The 16,765-nt window shown below is 71.7% G+C and carries 16 protein-coding genes; 12 read left to right on the forward strand and 4 right to left on the reverse strand.

Annotated features, from left to right (window positions below; translation table 11 throughout):
* Positions 1-18: 18 nt before the first annotated feature.
* Both J2X21_RS23015 and J2X21_RS23020 read right to left on the reverse strand, forming a co-directional pair.
* Entirely contained in the window at positions 19-957 is a 939-nt protein-coding gene (locus J2X21_RS23015; protein ID WP_310332462.1) for a hypothetical protein, read from the reverse strand.
* Between the two features lie 83 nt (positions 958-1,040).
* Positions 1,041-1,250, reverse strand: coding sequence for a heavy-metal-associated domain-containing protein (locus J2X21_RS23020; RefSeq protein WP_310332463.1), 210 nt, complete (start codon positions 1,248-1,250; stop codon positions 1,041-1,043).
* 33 nt (positions 1,251-1,283) lie between these two features.
* Here J2X21_RS23020 and J2X21_RS23025 point away from each other — a divergent pair, with 33 nt between their 5' ends.
* Complete coding sequence (locus J2X21_RS23025; protein WP_310332464.1) at positions 1,284-1,841, forward strand: NADPH-dependent FMN reductase; 558 nt, start codon at positions 1,284-1,286, stop codon at positions 1,839-1,841.
* Positions 1,838-2,740, forward strand: a complete 903-nt coding sequence (locus J2X21_RS23030; RefSeq protein WP_310332465.1) for a pirin family protein — start codon at positions 1,838-1,840, stop codon at positions 2,738-2,740. Before J2X21_RS23025 ends, J2X21_RS23030 begins: the two co-directional genes overlap by 4 nt.
* On the opposite strand, the gene J2X21_RS23035 is transcribed toward J2X21_RS23030, so the two are convergent.
* On the reverse strand, positions 2,727-3,746 hold the full coding sequence (locus J2X21_RS23035) for an STAS-like domain-containing protein (protein WP_310332466.1): 1,020 nt from the start codon (positions 3,744-3,746) through the stop codon (positions 2,727-2,729). The genes J2X21_RS23030 and J2X21_RS23035 overlap by 14 nt on opposite strands.
* Before the next feature lie 146 nt (positions 3,747-3,892).
* Here J2X21_RS23035 and fba point away from each other — a divergent pair, with 146 nt between their 5' ends.
* The 7 genes from fba to J2X21_RS23070 all read left to right on the forward strand — a co-directional run bounded on the left by fba (position 3,893) and on the right by J2X21_RS23070 (position 12,835).
* Positions 3,893-4,957, forward strand: coding sequence for a class II fructose-bisphosphate aldolase (gene fba, locus J2X21_RS23040; RefSeq protein WP_310332467.1), 1,065 nt, complete (start codon positions 3,893-3,895; stop codon positions 4,955-4,957).
* Positions 4,954-5,379 carry a gamma-glutamylcyclotransferase family protein gene (locus J2X21_RS23045; protein WP_310332468.1) on the forward strand — a complete coding sequence of 142 codons (426 nt, stop codon included), beginning with the start codon at positions 4,954-4,956 and terminating at the stop codon, positions 5,377-5,379. Before fba ends, J2X21_RS23045 begins: the two co-directional genes overlap by 4 nt.
* 106 nt (positions 5,380-5,485) lie before the next feature.
* On the forward strand, positions 5,486-8,605 hold the full coding sequence (locus tag J2X21_RS23050) for a PAS domain S-box protein (RefSeq protein WP_310332469.1): 3,120 nt from the start codon (positions 5,486-5,488) through the stop codon (positions 8,603-8,605).
* Between the two features lies 1 nt (position 8,606).
* Positions 8,607-8,978 carry a response regulator gene (locus J2X21_RS23055; protein ID WP_310332470.1) on the forward strand — a complete coding sequence of 124 codons (372 nt, stop codon included), beginning with the start codon at positions 8,607-8,609 and terminating at the stop codon, positions 8,976-8,978.
* A gap of 30 nt (positions 8,979-9,008) precedes the next feature.
* Entirely contained in the window at positions 9,009-9,908 is a 900-nt protein-coding gene (locus J2X21_RS23060) for a phosphoribosylaminoimidazolesuccinocarboxamide synthase (protein WP_310332471.1), read from the forward strand.
* A 4-nt stretch (positions 9,909-9,912) separates the two neighbouring features.
* Positions 9,913-11,040, forward strand: coding sequence for a hypothetical protein (locus J2X21_RS23065; RefSeq protein ID WP_310332472.1), 1,128 nt, complete (start codon positions 9,913-9,915; stop codon positions 11,038-11,040).
* 76 nt (positions 11,041-11,116) lie between these two features.
* Positions 11,117-12,835 carry a serine/threonine protein kinase gene (locus J2X21_RS23070; protein WP_310332473.1) on the forward strand — a complete coding sequence of 573 codons (1,719 nt, stop codon included), beginning with the start codon at positions 11,117-11,119 and terminating at the stop codon, positions 12,833-12,835.
* A 228-nt stretch (positions 12,836-13,063) separates the two neighbouring features.
* On the opposite strand, the gene J2X21_RS23075 is transcribed toward J2X21_RS23070, so the two are convergent.
* Positions 13,064-14,017 (reverse strand): tetratricopeptide repeat protein, encoded by a 954-nt coding sequence (locus tag J2X21_RS23075; RefSeq protein WP_310332474.1) that lies wholly within the window; start codon positions 14,015-14,017, stop codon positions 13,064-13,066.
* Between the two features lie 112 nt (positions 14,018-14,129).
* Here J2X21_RS23075 and purE point away from each other — a divergent pair, with 112 nt between their 5' ends.
* Genes purE through J2X21_RS23090 form a run of 3 tightly spaced genes read left to right on the forward strand, consistent with a single transcriptional unit; the run spans position 14,130 to position 16,740 of the window.
* Positions 14,130-14,594, forward strand: coding sequence for a 5-(carboxyamino)imidazole ribonucleotide mutase (purE, locus tag J2X21_RS23080; protein WP_310332621.1), 465 nt, complete (start codon positions 14,130-14,132; stop codon positions 14,592-14,594).
* On the forward strand, positions 14,591-15,754 hold the full coding sequence (locus J2X21_RS23085; RefSeq protein WP_310332475.1) for a 5-(carboxyamino)imidazole ribonucleotide synthase: 1,164 nt from the start codon (positions 14,591-14,593) through the stop codon (positions 15,752-15,754). Before purE ends, J2X21_RS23085 begins: the two co-directional genes overlap by 4 nt.
* On the forward strand, positions 15,754-16,740 hold the full coding sequence (locus J2X21_RS23090; RefSeq protein ID WP_310332476.1) for an L-threonylcarbamoyladenylate synthase: 987 nt from the start codon (positions 15,754-15,756) through the stop codon (positions 16,738-16,740). The genes J2X21_RS23085 and J2X21_RS23090 overlap by 1 nt, the downstream gene beginning before the upstream one ends.
* Positions 16,741-16,765 lie beyond the last annotated feature (25 nt).

A 16,765-nucleotide genomic window follows, 5' to 3' on the forward strand; every position in this document is an offset into this window, starting at 1 on the left:
TTTTGGGGTCTGCGCTGATCAGCGCTTGGCGCTGCGGCGGCGCACGCCGAAGGCGGCCAGCAGGGCCGTCAGCGTCAGGCCGGCGCTCATGGGCTCGGGCAGCTCCAGCGCCAGCGCGCGGGCGATGGGCTCGTCGGCCAGCGCGAACGGGTCGCCCGAGCGTGCACCGGCGCCGCAGTAGGACGTGAAGGGCTCGTTGAAGACCGGGCCTTCGGCCGCCGCGGCGGCAAACCGGGCGGCCTCCACGCGGCCGCCGTCCTGCAGCACGGCCGTGCAGACGCCGGTGGACGAAACCTGGCCCCAGGCTTCCGAGACCATCTCGTAGAAGATGTCGTGCTCGCCTTCGCCAAGGTCCAGCTCGTAGCTGCCGCCGTTGATGCCGAAGCTGTAGTAGCCCGAGCCGCTCAGCACGCTGAAGCCGACGGCCATGCTGCCGTTGGAGTCATAGGAAGAACCGGTGCTGACGCCGCCGGCAACGACCTCGGCGCTCCAGGCTTCGTCGAAGTAGGTCGTGCCGTCGATGACCAGCCTGATGGTCAGCTTGGCCTTCTGGAACTCGCTGGCGCCGAAGGCCGTGCTGCCGAAGGCGCCGACCTCGCCCGGGTTGATGGCGAATGCGAAGTTGTCGTCCTCGCCGGTGAACAGCGTGCCGCTGATGCGGGCGATGCCTTGCGAGTAGTAGGTACCGTCGCCGGAAGCGCGGCTGCCGAAGTTGCTGACGCTGTCGTCGCAGGCATAGGCGTGGATGCCGATGTTGCTGGTGCCCGCGCCGGTGAATTCCAGTGCGTCCTGCCCGTTGACGGTGCCGCAGGCGCTGGTGGGCGCCGCCGTGCCGCCGGGGCCGCTGGAACTGCCCAGGTTGTAGGAGCCGGTGCCCACATAAGTCAGGGCGGCCCAGGCGGGGACGGTCAGGGTCGTCAGCGCCGCGGCCAGGCACAGCTTCTTCATGGCGTTCATGCGGTTTCCTCGAGGAGGGTGTTGACCGGCATGCTAAGGGGGACGCCTCTCCCGGCCGTGTCCCCGGTTTCCGGCTAACCCCCTCAAATGCGGGAGTTGTCGGGCTCCGGCGTGAAGCCTGCCTCGGTCAGCGCGGCGGCCAGCGGCGCGCGGGGCAGCGCGCTGTCGACGCGTGCGGTCTTGCTGTCCAGGTCGACCTCCACGCGGGCCTGCGCGTCGGCGGCCTGCAAGGCCCGGGTGATGGCGGCCACGCAATGGCCGCAGCTCATGTCGGGCAAGTGGAACTGATGCATTTCGGGCTCCGGTGAGGCTGGCATCATCGCCCCATGAAGATCATTGCCCTCAGTGGGGCGCTGCGCCGCGCCTCCTACAACACGGCGCTGCTGCGCGCCGCGGCCGAGCTGGCGCCGGACGGCGTCACGCTGGAGCTGCGCACGCTGCACGGCATCCCGCTGTACGACGGCGACGTCGAGGCGCAAGGCGTTCCCGAGGCGGTGACGACGCTGCGCGAGGCGATACGCGCCGCCGACGGCCTGCTCATCAGCACGCCCGAGTACAACAACTCCATCCCCGGCGTGTTGAAGAACGGCCTGGACTGGCTGTCCCGCCCCAGCGGCGAAGGCGCCAAGCTGTTCGGGGCCAGGCCCACTGCGCTGATCGGCGCGACGCCGGGCGGCTTCGGCACGGTGCAGGCGCAGGACGCGATGCTCAGCGTGCTGCGCACCTTCGGCTGCGACTGCTGGTTCGGCGGGCGGCTGATGCTTTCGCACGCCAGCGCCGCTTTCGATGCCGACGGCAAGCTCACCGAGGAGAAGGTGCTGAACCAGTTGCGCAGTTTCGTGGCCGGCTTTGCGGCCCACATCGCGCGGAGGAAACAGCCATGAGCGGCGTCCACATCGAGCGCATCACCAGCCACGTGGGCGACGTGGGCGGCCTGCCCATCCAGCGTTCGCTGCCCAACAAGGGCCGCCGCACCGTGGGCGCCTGGTGTTTTGCCGACCACGCCGGTCCGGCCACGCTGCCGCCGGAGCGGCGCATGAACGTCGGGCCCCATCCGCACACGGGGCTGTCCACCTTCAGCTGGATGATCGAGGGCGAGATCCTGCACCGCGACAGCCTGGGCTCCGAGCAGGTGCTGCGGCCGGGTCAGGTCAATCTGATGACGGCCGGCCACGGCATCTCGCACAGCGAGGAGTCGCTGTCCGACCGCATCCACCTGGCGCAGTTGTGGATCGCGCTACCCGACGCCGAGCGCGAGCGCGCGCCCAGCTTCCAGCATTTCCCCGAGCTGCCGCGCTGCGCGGTGGGCGGCTTCGACGGCACGCTGCTGGTGGGTGAACTGGAGGGCCAGCGCTCGCCGGTTCCCAGCTTCACGCCGTTGCTGGGCCTGGACCTGGTCGCCGACGGCCCGTCCGACGCGGTGCTGCCGCTGCAGGCCGGCTTCGAGCATGGCGTGATGCTGCTGGAGGGCGAGGTCGAAGTCAGCCCGGCCGGGCACGACGCGGTCGAGACGGTCGCGCCGGGCACGCTGCTCTACATCGGCCCGGGCTGCACCTCGGTCGAACTGCGCTGCGCGGCCGCGTCGCGGCTGCTGCTGCTGGGCGGCGAGCCCTGGGCCGCGCCGCCGCTGCTGTGGTGGAACTTCGTCGGCCGCGAGCCGGCCGAGATGAGCCTCTGGGCGGCCGACTGGGCGCGCGCCGATGGCGGGCGCTTTGGCGAGGTGCGGGGCTATGTGGGCCCGCGCATCGCGGTGCCGCCGGTGCCGGCGCTCAGGAAGCCCTAGCGCTCTGCACCAAAGCCGCGATGCGCGGCGTCGTGTTGGTCGCCACCAGCTCGATCTGCGGGTTGGCCTTGGCGAACACGCGGAACAGCTCGTCCGTGAAACCGTGACCGACGTCGGTCACGCCGTCGAAGTCGATCTCGGCGCGTTTGAACGTGGCCAGCCGCGACCCCACGCGGCGGGCCGCCGCGCGCGAGTCCAGCGCCTGGCCCTCGGTGGTCAGCAGGCGCAGCTGCACGCGGGTTTGGTCGAACTCGATGCCGTCGCCGGCGATGCTCCAGGCCTCCATCACGCCGTCCAGCGTGCGCGTCGTGTTCAGCGCGATGGCCATGTAGATGGAACTGCCCTGGCGCGGCAGCGCCCGGCCCTTGCGCCAGCCGGCGCTTTCCCAGGCGCGGCGCTGGTAGGCGGTGTTGTTGGCGTGGATGTCGAACACGTCGGCCAGCTGGCTGCTGAAGAACAGGCCGCGGCCCGTGTGCGCGTCGGGTGCGCTGGTCAGCCGCCCCTTGCTCAGCTCCAGCATCGCGTGCTGCGGGTCTTCCAGCTGGAAGGCGGTGCAGATCTTGTCGAACACGCCCACGCCATCGTCGCTGACCAGCAGCTGCACATGCGTGGGCGTCTGGCGCAGCGACACGGTGACGCTGCTGCCGCCGGAATGGTCGGCCGCGTTGTTCACCAGCTCCGTGAAGCCGTGCTGGATCATGCGTTCCACATGGCGCGGCAGCGCGAAATGCGGCGCGAAGTCGCGCTGCCAGGGCAGGTCCTCCTGCAGCCCGTACAGCGTGTAGCTGCGCACCACCTGGCGCAGGCTGCCCGGCGCGAACACCGGCCGGCGGCTGGTGCCGGCGCGCGTCAACCAGCCGGACTCCACCAGCCGCTTCAGGGCCGCCAGCACCGCGCGGTGGCTGGCGCCGGTGCGCTCCTCGACATGCGCCGCCAGGTCGTGCGAATGCTCGCTGGCCGCAGCGGTGATCCAGGTCGTCAGGTGGTCAAACACCAATCTCGTCATGAGCGCGCATTGTGATGACTACTTCAATTGCGGGGGGTGGGGGTCATACCGACTCCATAGAATCCCCAACCAGTTACGACGCGGTTACCAAGTACGTTGGAAGCCGCAGTCGGCCCAGATTTCTCAACTCCACCGGGGAAATTCCCATGCCTCTCGTCTCCATGCGTCAGCTGCTGGACCACGCCGCCGAAAACGGCTACGGCATCCCAGCCTTCAACGTCAACAACCTGGAGCAGGTGCAAGCCATCATGGCCGCTGCCGACGAGACCGGCGCGCCGGTCATCCTGCAGGCCAGCGCCGGCGCCCGCAAGTACGCCGGCGAGCCCTTCATCAAGCACCTGATCCAGGCCGCGGCCGAGATGTACCCGCACATCCCGCTGGTCATGCACCAGGACCACGGCACCAGCCCCAAGGTCTGCGCCGGCGCCATCGACCTGGGCTTCGGCTCCGTGATGATGGACGGCTCGCTGCGTGACGACGGCAAGACGCCCGCCTCGTTCGACTACAACGTGGACGTGACCCGCACCGTCGTCGAGATGGCGCACAAGGTCGGCGTCACCGTCGAGGGCGAACTGGGCTGCCTGGGCAATCTCGAGACCGGCGACGCCGGCGAGGAAGACGGCATCGGCGCCGAAGGCAAGCTCAGCCACGACCAGATGCTGACCGACCCCGAGGAGGCCGCGCAGTTCGTCAAGGCCACGCAGCTGGACGCGCTGGCCATCGCCATCGGCACCAGCCATGGCGCCTACAAATTCAGCCGCAAGCCCACCGGCGACATCCTGGCGATTGGCCGCGTGAAGGAGATCCACGCGCGCATTCCCAACACCCACCTGGTCATGCACGGTTCGTCCAGCGTGCCGCAGGACCTGCTGGCCATCATCAACCAGTACGGCGGCAAGATGAAGGAGACCTTCGGCGTGCCCGTCGAGGAGATCCAGGAAGCCATCAAGTACGGCGTGCGCAAGATCAACATCGACACCGACATCCGCCTCGCGATGACCGGCGCGGTGCGCAAGTTCATGGCCGAGAACCCCGACAAGTTCGACGCCCGCGAATGGCTGAAGCCGGCCCGCGAGGCCGCCAAGCTGATCGCCAAGGAGCGCTACCAGCAGTTCGGCTGCGAAGGCCAGGCCGGCAAGATCAAGCCGCGCACGCTGGTCGACACGGCCGCCGCCTACGCGCGCGGCGAGCTGGCGCAGCAGGTGCAGTGAGCGCCCCGGCGCACTGCTTCACCTACGGCTCGCTGATGTGGGCCGACATCATGGCCCGCGTCTGCGGGCGCGAGTTCCCCAGCGAGCCCGCCTCGCTGGCGGACCACCGCCGCCACCCGGTGCGCGGCCAGGACTATCCCGGCCTGCAGGCCGCACCCGGCGGCGTGGTGCAAGGGCGGCTGTACCGCGACGTGGACGCCGCCGCCTGGGCGCGGCTGGACGCCTTCGAGGGCCCGGAGTACGAGCGCGTGCCGGTGCTCGTGGCGCTGGCCGACGGCACGACGCTGGCCGCGCAGGTCTACCGCTTCCGGCCCGAGGTCGCCGACCGGCTGCTGCCCGGCGACTGGGACGTGCAGGCCTTTGGCCGCGAGGGGCGGCAGCGCTTCGTCGCTCGCTACGTCGGGTTCGACACCCTCACATGAGCCCCAAGACCCGGCAATAAGCCACAGTTCAAGCCTCTTGCCCCCCTGTTTGGAGGGGACAGAATGGCCGCCATAACCCCGCTGTTGTTGGGGGCGGAGCGCGTCCATGGACGAACTGACCGGCATCGTCGCGCGGGCGGGTTTCCTGCCGCACGGCTATTGCTTCCAATGGTCTCCGGGCCTGCTGTGGACCATGGTGAGCGCCGACCTCGCCATCGCGCTGGCCTATTTCTCCATCCCGCTGGTCATCGCGAGCTATGCGCGCAAGCGCCCGCAGGTGAACCTGGGCAGCCTGGCGACGCTGTTCGTCATCTTCATCGCCGCCTGCGGCGTCACCCACCTGCTGGACGTCTGGACCATCTGGCGCCCTGACTACGAGTTGCAGACGGCCGGCAAGGTCTTCACGGCCGTCGCGTCGGTGCTGACGGCCATCGTCGCGTGGCGGCTGATGCCCATGGCGCTGGCTCTGCCGTCCGTCGAGGAGATGCGCGTGGCCAATGCGGCGCTGCGCGAGGAAGTGGACCGCCGCCACAGCGCCGAAGACAACCTGCTGGAGACCGAGCAGACGCTGGCGGCCACGCTGGCCGCCATCGACGCCGGCTTCATCACCACCGATGCCGAGGGCCGCGTCACGCGCATCAACGCGGTGGCCGAGGCCATCACCGGCTGGCCCGCGGCCGAGGCGCTCGGCGTGTCGGTGTGGCAGGTGTTCGACCGGCTGGACCGCCCGGCCGAGATGCTGGCGCGCAACCCGGTGGACGTCGTCGCCGAGCACCGCCGCGATGGCGTGATGCGCATGACCGTCGTCTGCATCGCCCGCGGCGGCGTGCACACGCCGGTGGACCTGCAGGCCGACCTGACCCACCATCGCGACGGCCGCGTGCGCGGCATGAGCCTGGTGTTCCGCGACATCGGGCGCCTGACGCAGGCCGAGGCCGAGGTGCGGCGGCTGGCTGCGGTGGTCGAGTCGTCGGCGGACGCCATCGTCGTGAAGACGCTGGACGGCCGCATCACGAACTGGAACGCGGCGGCCGAGCGCATGTTCGGCTACGCGGCCGACGAGGTCGTGGGCCGGCCCGTGCAGCTGCTGATCCCGCCCGAGCGCGAGGCCGAGGAGATGCGCGTGCTGGCCAGCCTGGCGCAGGGCCAGCAGGTGCCGCCGTTCCGCACCGTGCACATCGCCAAGGACGGCCGGCGCATCGAGATCTCGGCCCAGGTCTCGCCGCTGCGTGACGCGGCGGGCCGCATCATCGGCGGCGTGAAGTCCGCGCGCGACCTGACGCACCAGCGCCAGATCGAGGCCGCGCTGCGCCACAGCGAGGCGCGGCTGCGCTTCGCGCTGGAGTCAGCCGCCATCGGCGACTGGGAGATGGAGCTGGAGAGCGGCCAGATCCACCCGTCGCGTCGCTTCGACCAATGCCTGGGCGGAGGCGAGGCAACGGGCGCCTGGAACCGCGAGCGCATGCTGGCCGCCGTCCATGGGGACGACCGCGCGATGGTGCAGGCCGGCCTGGACGGCCTGCACGAAGACCAGCCGCCCTGGCATGCCGAGTTCCGCGTGCTGTGGGCCGACGGCAGCGCGCACTGGCTGCGGCTGGACGCCCGCGTCACGCGCGACGACGCCGGCGCGCCGCGGCTGGTGGGCATCGTGGCCGACGTGACCGCCATGCGCACCGCCGAGCAGGCGCGCCAGCAGTCCATCTGGCTGGCCGCCGAGAACCGCCGCGTGCAGGAGAGCAGCCGGCTCAAGAGCCTGTTCCTGGCCAACATGTCGCACGAGCTGCGCACGCCGCTGAACGCCGTCATCGGCTTCGCCGACCTGCTCAACATGTCCCCGCAGCCGCTGGACACGCCGCGCCACCGCGAGTGGCTGCAGCACATCTCCAGCAGCGGACGGCATCTGCTGGCCATGATCAACGACGTGCTGGACCTGTCCAAGATCGAGGCCGGCCGCATGGACTTCCACGCCGAGCCGCTGGACCCGCGCGCCGTCGTCGACGACGTCATCGCGACGGTGGCCGTGCTGGCCGAGCAGGCCGGGCTGAGCCTGCAGGCCCATGTCGACGCGGACCTGGACGACCTGGTGCTGGACGCGGCGCGGCTCAAGCAGGTGCTGCTGAACTACCTGTCCAACGCGATCAAGTTCACGCCGCGCGGGGGCCATGTCGAGCTGCGCATGGTGGGCGAGGGCCCACGGCAGTGGCGGCTGGAGGTGCAGGACGACGGCATCGGCATCGCGCCGGAGCGGCAGGGGCAGCTGTTCGTCGAGTTCCAGCAGCTGGACGACGGCCTGACCAAGCACCACCAGGGCACGGGCCTGGGGCTGGCGCTGACGCGCCGCCTCGTCGAGGCCCAGGGCGGCCGCGTCGGCGTCTACAGCCGGGCGGGGCAGGGCAGCCGCTTCTACGCGGTGCTGCCGCGCCAGCCCGAGCCGGCCGACGGCGATGTGCGGCGCGAGGTGCACCAGCAGCTGGTGGCGCTGCGCGATCACCCGCTGCGCGATGGCGTGGCGCGCGAGCTGGCGCTGGCGGGCGTGGCGGCCGACACCGCGGCCACGGCCGCCGATGTGCTGCGCCTGGCGCGCACGCGCCGCTACACCGAACTGGCGCTGGACCTGGCGCTGCCCGACTCGCCGGGGCTGTCCATGCTGGCGGCGCTGCGCGGCGGGGGCGGCCCGTCCATGCACGCCGCCGTGAAGGCGCTGGCGCTGACGCCGGCCAGCGGCGCCGGCGTGGCGTTCCCGGTCTCCGACGTGCTGGCCAAGCCGCTGCGCCGCGCGGCGCTGGCGCGGGCACTGGTGCCGCTGCGCGAGCGCTTCGCGCCCGACCGGCCGGTGCTGGTCGTCGACGACGAGGCCGGCGCGCGCGAGCTGATGTGCGCCGCGCTGGCGGCCAACGGAATCGCGGCGGTCGCGCTGCCGGGCGGCGCCGAGGCCTTGCAGGCGCTGCCGCGGCTGCAGCCCGCTGCGCTGGTGCTGGATCTGATGATGCCGGGCCTGGACGGCTTCCAGGTGCTGCACGAGCTGCGCAGCGACCCGCGCTGGGCGGAGCTGCCCGTCATCGTCTGGACCGCGCTGACGCTGTCTGCCGAAGACATCGAGACGCTGGCGCGCACGGCCAGCGCCATCGCCAGCGCCGGCGAGGACCGTCCGCTGCGCCAGGTGCGCGACGCGCTGCTGGGCGCCGCCCGTCAGGGCCGGCGCGGCCGCCGACCGCCGGGGAGCTGACATGGCCAGCCCGCGCATCCTCGTCGTCGACGACAACCGCCTGAACCTGGACCTCGCGCGCTATGTGCTGGAGGCCGACGGCTTCATCGTGGACGAGGCCCAGCATGTCGACGAGGCCTGGGCGCGGCTGCGCGCGCAGCGGCCCGACCTGCTGCTGGTCGACATCCAGCTGCCGGGCACCGACGGCTTGACGCTGGTGCGCGCCGTCAAGGCCACGCCGGGATTGGATGACCTGCCCTGCATCGCCTTCACCGCCTATGCGATGCAGGGCGACGAGCTGCGCTTTCGCACCGCGGGCTGCGATGGCTACCTCAGCAAGCCGATTGACGTGCACCGCTTCGCGGCCGCCGTCAGGTTCTACCTGGGCACCTAAAATCCGCCGCTTGTTCCCGAGCCTGCCGCCATGCCTCAAGCCCTGTACGAATCCAGCCTGACCTCCCTGCCCCTGCTCGGCCGCGGCAAGGTGCGCGAGAACTACGCCGTGGGCGAAGACCGCATCCTGATGATCGCCAGCGACCGCCTGTCGGCTTTCGACGTCATCATGGGCGAACCCATCCCGGGCAAGGGCGCGCTGCTGACCAGGATGGCGCTGTTCTGGTTCGACAAGCTGGACGGCATCGTCCCCAACCACCTGACCGGCGACGACCCGCTGGGCGTCGTGTCCACCGAGGCCGAGCGCGCGCAGATCCGCGACCGCGCGATGCTGGTCAAGCGACTGAAGCCGCTGCCCATCGAGGCCGTCGTGCGCGGTTACCTCGCCGGCAGCGGCTGGGCCGAATACCAGAAGACGCAGAGTGTCTGCGGCGTGCCGCTGCCCGCGGGCCTGCGCAACGCCGACAAGCTGCCCGCGCCCATCTTCACGCCGGCCACCAAGGCCGAGATGGGCGACCATGACGAGAACATCTCGTTCGAGAAGGCCGCCGACATCATCGGCGCCGACCTCGCCGCCCGCGTGCGCGACATCTCCATCCAGCTCTACCAGCGCGCCGCCGATTTCGCGCTGACCAAGGGCATCATCATTGCCGACACCAAGTTCGAATTCGGCCTGGACGCCGACGGCACGCTGACGCTGATGGACGAGGTGCTGACACCCGACTCCTCGCGCTACTGGCCCGTCGAGAGCTATGCGCCGGGCAGCAACCCGCCCAGCTACGACAAGCAGTTCGTGCGCGACTGGCTGGAGCAGGCCACGGTGGACGGCAAGCCCTGGGGCAAGACCGCGCCGGCGCCGGCGCTGCCGCCCGAGGTCGTCGCGAACACGGTGCAGAAGTACGAAGAGGCCTTGCAGCGCCTGACGGCCTGAACCCATGAACGTCAAGCTGCGCAGCCGGCTGGCCCAGAAGCTCGACGGCGAGATCGCCGCCGTCGCCTCCATGCCGGCGCGCTGCGCGGTGCTGCGGGTGCAGCGCGCCATCCTGTGGCTGCGCCATGGCCGCGAGGTCGAGGCCCGCGAGGAGCTGGACCGGCTGCACGAGACGGCGCTGGCCCATCCCCGCATCGAGCTGGCGGCCTGGCTGCATCTGGCCGAGGGCCTGTGGACCTACTTCGGCGCGTTTGGCGGCGATGGCCGCGACCGCATGCGGCGCGCCCGCGCGATGGCCGCAGCCGCCGGCCTGCGGCCGCTGCAGGCGCTGGCCGATGCCTGGCTCGCGCAGATGGACTTCGTCGGCCGCGACATCGACAAGCTGGTCGAGCATGCCCAGGCTGCGTTGGCGGCGCTGCAGCCCGGCGACCATGGCGCCACCTACCGCGTCGCCACGGCGCTGGCCTCGGCCTGGAGCCTGGCCGCCGGCGAGGCCGCCGCCATGCCGTGGTACGCGTGGGCGCGCCAGCACGCCATTGCTGAGGGCGACGATGCCGGCCTGGCGGGCCTGCTCTACAACCAGACGCTGATGCGCGCGCTGCGGCTGCGCCATGCCGCGCTGGCCGGCGAGCCCCACGAGGCGCCGGCCGTGCTGCTGGGCGTGGAATCCATAGACCGCTACGACGATGCCGTGGGCGGCTCGGCCCGTGCCGATCTGACCCCGCTGCTGCGCGCGCAGCTGCTGACGGTGCAGGGCGACCACGCCGCCGCCGCCGCGCTGCTGGAGGCCAACCTGCCCGAGGCCGTGGCCGCGGGCCTGGCGCGCATCGGCACCAGCCTGCTGGCCGACCTGGCCTGGTGCTGGACCCACACCGGCCAATCGCTGCGCGCCCGCGCGCTGGCAGACCAGGTGGCCATCGAAGTGCAGGCCGAAGACCTGTCCCGTTGCGACCTGGACGAATGCGCGGCGTTGCACGCACGGCTGGCCCAGGTCTACGCGCGGCTGGGCGAAGACGCACTCGCCGCCCGGCAGGCCGAGGCCGCCGCCGACGCCCGCGCGCGCGACGCTGCGCTGCGGCAGGACTGGGCCGGGCGCCTGACTGCGGCCGGACTGGGAACTCCGCCACGCTGAGCGCCTTCCGGTAAGGGGTTGCGAGGGTTGGCGCTGGGGGGCGCTGGGTTACTCTCGCCCGCCTATGACCGCTGACGTGCGCGACGAAGACAGCCTCAATGCCCTGCCCGCCGGCACGCGTTTCGGCGAGCTGGAGATCCTGGGCACCTTGGGCGTCGGCGGCTTCGGCATCGTCTACCTCGCGCGCGACCACTCGCTGGAGCGCGAGGTGGCGATCAAGGAATACATGCCCAGCCAGTTCGCGCAGCGCGACGGGCGCTCGCAGGTGTCGGTGCGCTCCATCTCCATGAAGGAGACCTTCGACCTGGGCCGGCGCAGCTTCGTCAACGAGGCCAAGCTGCTGGCGCGCTTCGACCACCCGTCGCTGCTGAAGGTCTACCGCTTCTGGGAGGCCAACGGCACGGCCTACATGGCCATGCCGCGCCTCATCGGCCAGAACCTGCGCGAGGCGCGCAAGGCCCAGCCCACGCCGCCGCCCGAGGCCTGGCTGCGGCGCATCTTCGACGCCGTGCTGGGCGGCCTGGCCGTGCTGCATGCGCAGAACGTCTGGCACCGCGACGTCGCGCCCGACAACATCTTCATGCCGGCCGACGGCAGTCCGCCCATCCTGCTGGACTTCGGCGCCGCGCGCCAGGCCATCGGCGACCGCACGCAGGTGTTCACCGCCATCCTGAAGCCCAGCTACGCGCCCATCGAGCAGTACGCCGAGGCCACCAGCCTGAAGCAAGGGCCCTGGACCGATTTCTACGCGCTGGCCGCGGCCATGCACGACCTGCTGACCGGCCGCCCGCCGCCGCCCTGCACCGCGCGGGCCATGGGCGACGAACTGGCGCCGCTGGCCGTCGAGGGCTATTCACCCGCCTTCCTGGCCGGCCTGGACTGGGCCTTGCGCGTGCCGCCGCACCAGCGGCCGCAGAACGCTGCCGCGTGGCGCGAGGTGCTGGACGGCCGCGCGCCGGTGCCCGAGCCGGTCGCAGCGCCGCCGCGCACGGTGGCGCCCCAGCCAATCGCGCCGCCCGCGCCGCTGGACCTGGAGTTCGCCGACACCGTGCAGGCGCCGATCGACGACGAGGCCTCGGCCACCATCGTCGTGCCGCTCAGCAAGCGGGCGCCGCCCAAGGGGCAGGAACCGCCTGTCGCGGCGCCTGCACCCGCCGCAGCGCAGGGCAAGCCCCGCCGTGCTCTCCTCGTGGGCGGCGCGGTGGCCGCGGTGCTGCTGTTGGGTTTCTTCGTGCTGCTGGTGCGCGACAACATCGGCAAGCCGCCACCGCAGACGGCGACGCCGCCGGTGGCCGCCGCGTCCATGCCCGTCGTCGCGTCCGCGGCTTCGGCGCCCGAACCAATAGTCCAGGCTGCCAGCCAGCCGCCGGCGGTCGTGGCCTCTGCACCCGCGGTCGTGGCGCCCCCGCTCAAGACCCAGCCGGCACCGGCGGTGGCCACGGCCGCCACGCGGCCCGCGTCGGCGCCCACGCCGCGCCGCGACACGGCGGCCAAGCCCATGGTCACCGAGAAGGCGGGCGACTTCCGCCCCGTGCCGCGCAGCCCGGTGTTCGCCGCGCCCGAGCCGGCCGCGTCCACGCCGGCCGGCAGCGCGGCGGTCAAGTCGGCCGCAGCGTCAACGCCGCCCACCGCGCCCGCCGGTGAGGCGGCCAGCCCCAGCGAGGCCTGCGGCAAGCGCGTGCTGCTGGCGCGCGCCTGGTGCATAGACCGTCAATGCGAACGGCCGCTGTTCCAGAACCACGCCGAGTGCGTGAAGCTGCGCGAGATCCGCAACAGCCACGGCAGAGTTCCTTGAGCCCCTCGTCCAGGCTCGCCACGCTGAAGGCGGGCGAGTCTGGTCGGTCTTGCAGACCGCGCTTCGGCTCACGCCCCAGCCCTTCGGCAGGCACAGGCCGCCCACTGGGCCCCTGTGACCGGCCTCAGCCCCCGAGGGGACGGCGATGCACGCGGCATTGAGCCGCGCGCGCATCGCCAGAGCGGGCCGGCTTGGGGCGGCCCGGCGCTCGGCCCAGGGGCGTGCGCTTCAGAACAGCGCCATCGACAGCTTGCGGCGGTACTGGTCGATCAACGGGTCGCTGTGCACGACGGCGGCCTTGCCGGCGATCTCCAGCTTGCCGCCGGCCTGCGCGTCGGCTGCGGGCTTGGGGGCCGGCTTGGTCAGCAGCTCCAGGACGGCCACATAGGCCTTGCGCGCGGCTTCGCCGTTCCAGGCCTTGTCACGCATGATGATTTCCAGCAGCTCGTCCATGGCTTCGGTGAAGCGCTGGTTGCTGAGGTGGTTCTGCGCCAACTGGAAGCGCGCCTCGAAGTCGCGCTTGTTGGCCGCGATGGCGGCCTGCAAGGTGGTCGGGTCGATGCCGGCGGAGGTTTCGACAGCCGTCAGCCAGACGGCCAGCGCCGCGAATCGGGCATGCGGCGTGATCGTGTCGGCCGCCTTAGGCGCAACCGGGGCGAAGGCCTCGCGGGCCTCGGTCACCAGGCCCAGCTCCAGCAGCGCCTTGATGTAGTCGAAGCGCGCCGCGTCATTGGCCGGGTCGGTCTGCACCGCGTGCGCCAGCTTGCCTAAAGCGGCTTCCAGGTCGCCGTCGGCCATCAGGTCCTGCGCCTCGGCCACGTCGGCCTCGGCCTCCAGCTCCTCGCCGGCCGGCACATGCTTGTCCAGGAACTCGCGGATCTGCGCCTCGGGCAGCGCGCCGACGAAGCCGTCCACCGGCTGGCCGTCCACGAACATCACGCAGAAGGGGATGGAGCGCACGCCGAACATCTGGCTCAGCTGCGTGGCGATTTCCGGCACCTCGTCGCTGTTCAGCTTGGCCAGCGTGAAGCGGCCGGCGTAGGCGGTCTCCAGCTTCTCCAGGATGGGCCCCAGCGTGCGGCAAGGGCCGCACCACGGCGCCCAGATGTCCAGCAGCACGGGCTGCTGCTGCGAGGCGGTGATGAGTTCGGCTTCGAAGTTCTGGAGGGTGATGTCGATCATGGCGGAAAGGAGAGTGAGGGGCGCCACCTACAATTCAAGGCTTTCCTGAGCCTTGGAGCGCGCTTTGTCCACGTCAGTCCCTACGAACCCCGACGCCGTCATCGGCATCGTCATGGGCTCCAGCAGCGACTGGGAAACGATGAAGCAGGCCGCCGAGATTCTGACCGAGTTCGGTGTCGCCTTCGAGGCGCAGGTCGTGTCGGCCCACCGCATGCCCGACCAGATGTTCGCCTATGCCGAGGCCGCGTCCGGCCGGGGCCTGAAGGCCATCATCGCCGGCGCCGGCGGCGCCGCCCACTTGCCGGGCATGCTGGCCGCCAAGACCACGGTGCCGGTGCTGGGCGTGCCGGTGGCCAGCCGCCACCTGCAGGGCGTGGATTCGTTGCACTCCATCGTGCAGATGCCCAAGGGCATTCCGGTCGCGACCTTTGCCATCGGCAACGCCGGCGCGGCTAATGCCGCGCTGTTCGCGGTGGCCATGCTGGCCACGGGCGACGCGGCACTGCTGGCGAAGCTGGACGCCTTCCGCGCCCGCCAGACCGCGGTGGCCGTGGCGATGACCGAGGATCTGCGTTGAGCGCGCTCCTTCCCGGCACGGCCACCCTTGGGGTGCTCGGCGGCGGCCAGCTGGGCCGCATGTTCGTGCATGCCGCCCAGGCCATGGGCTACCGCTGCATCGTGCTGGACCCGGACGCCGACAGCCCTGCCGGCGCGGTGGCCGAGAAGCACATCAAGGCCGACTACCTCGATTCGCTGGGCCTGGCCCAGTTGGCGCGCGACTGCGACGCGATCACGACCGAGTTCGAGAACGTGCCCGCCGTGGCGCTGGAGACGCTGGCCAACATGCGCGTGGTGGCGCCGTCCGGCGCGGCCGTGGCGGTCTGCCAGGACCGGGCGGTCGAGAAGGCGCATTTCGAGGCCGCCGGCGTGCCCTGCGCGCCGCATGCCGTCATCACCAACGACATCGAGCTGGCGGCCGTGGACCCGTCGCTGCTGCCGGGCATCCTGAAGACCAGCCGCATGGGCTATGACGGCAAGGGCCAGGTGCGCGTGTCCACGCCGGCCGAGCTGGCCGCGGCCTGGGCCGACCTGAAGCGCGTGCCCTGCGTGCTGGAGCAACTGCTGCCGCTTCGACGCGAGCTGAGCGTGCTGGTGGCGCGCGGTGCCGACGGCCAGGTCGTCAACTGGCCGGTGCAGCAGAACCTGCACCGCGGCGGCATCCTGGCCGTCACCGAGGTGCCGGCGCCGGACGTGCCCGCCGAGGTCGACCGCCTGGCCGTGGCGGCCGCCCGCCAGGTGGCCGACGCGCTGAACTATGTCGGCGTGCTGTGCATCGAGTTCTTCTGGCTCACTGACGGCCGCCTGGTCGTCAACGAGATGGCGCCGCGGCCGCACAACTCCGGCCACTGGACGATGAACGGCTGCAACGTGTCGCAGTTCGAGCTGCAGGTGCGCGCGCTGGCCGGCCTGCCGCTGCCCGAGCCGCGCCAGCATTCGGCGTCGGTGATGCTGAACCTGCTGGGCGACCTGTGGTTCAGCGAGGCGGGCGGCCCCACGCCGCCGGCCTGGGATCGCGTGCTGGCGCTGCCGGGCACGCACCTGCACCTGTACGGCAAGTCCGATGCCCGCCATGGCCGCAAGATGGGCCACCTGAACATCACGGCGGACAGCCCTGAGGCCGCGCACGCGGTCGCGCAGCAGGCCGCCGCCATGCTGGGTCTGCCGACCGACTTCTGATGTCAGCGCTGCCCGGCAACGATCCTGCCGCCGTCCAGGCCGCCGCGCAGCGCCTGGCCGATGGCGAACTGCTGGGCCTGCCCACCGAGACCGTCTACGGCCTGGCCGCGCGGGCGGACCGGGACGACGCCGTCGCCAAGATCTTTGCCGCCAAGGGCCGCCCCAGCGACCACCCGCTGATCGTCCACGTGCTGGATGCGGCCGGCGCCGAGCCTTTTGCCGACCACCTGCCCGACACGGCGCGCCGGCTGATGGAAGCCTTCTGGCCCGGCCCGCTGACCGTCATCGTGCCGCGCGCGCCCGGCATGGCCGAGGCCGCGGCCGGCGGCCACGCGACGGTGGCGCTGCGCTCCCCGGCCCATCCGGTGGCCCGCGAGGTACTTGCCGCCGCGCGCGAATTGGGCGTTCAGGGCGTGGCCGCGCCCAGCGCCAACCGCTTCGGCCGCGTCAGCCCCACGCTGGCGCGGCATGTCGTGGAGGAATTCGGCGCCGGCCTGATGGTGCTGGACGGCGGCGCCTGCGAGGTGGGCATCGAGTCCAGCATCGTGGACTGCAGCCGGGATCGACCCGCGCTGCTGCGCCCCGGCCTGCTGAGCCGCGCCCGCATCGAGGCCGCGCTGGGCCAGCCGCTGGCCGAAGCCGACGCCGCGGCGCCCAAGGCCTCGGGCACGCTGGCCGCCCACTACGCGCCCAGCGCCCGCGTGCGGCTGCTGGACGCCGACGCGCTGGCTTTACGTTTGGCGACAGCGGCCGCCAGCGGAGGGCTGGAAGGGGTGGCGGTATATTCACGCGCCCAGTTGCCGGCTTGGCGCTGGCAAGCCCAGCCGGGCGACCCGGCGGCGGCGGCCCACGAGTTGTTCGCGGTGCTCCGTCAGCTGGATTCGACCGGCGCGCGCGAGATCTGGGTCGAAGCGCCACCGCGCGATCCGGCCTGGGACGGTGTGCGGGACCGGCTCAGCCGGGCCGCTGCCGCCTTCACCGACTGAATTTGTCCCTGTTCCTGAGTTGATC

The organism is Roseateles asaccharophilus (assembly GCF_031458115.1).
GTDB lineage: Bacteria > Pseudomonadota > Gammaproteobacteria > Burkholderiales > Burkholderiaceae_C > Pelomonas > Pelomonas asaccharophilus_A.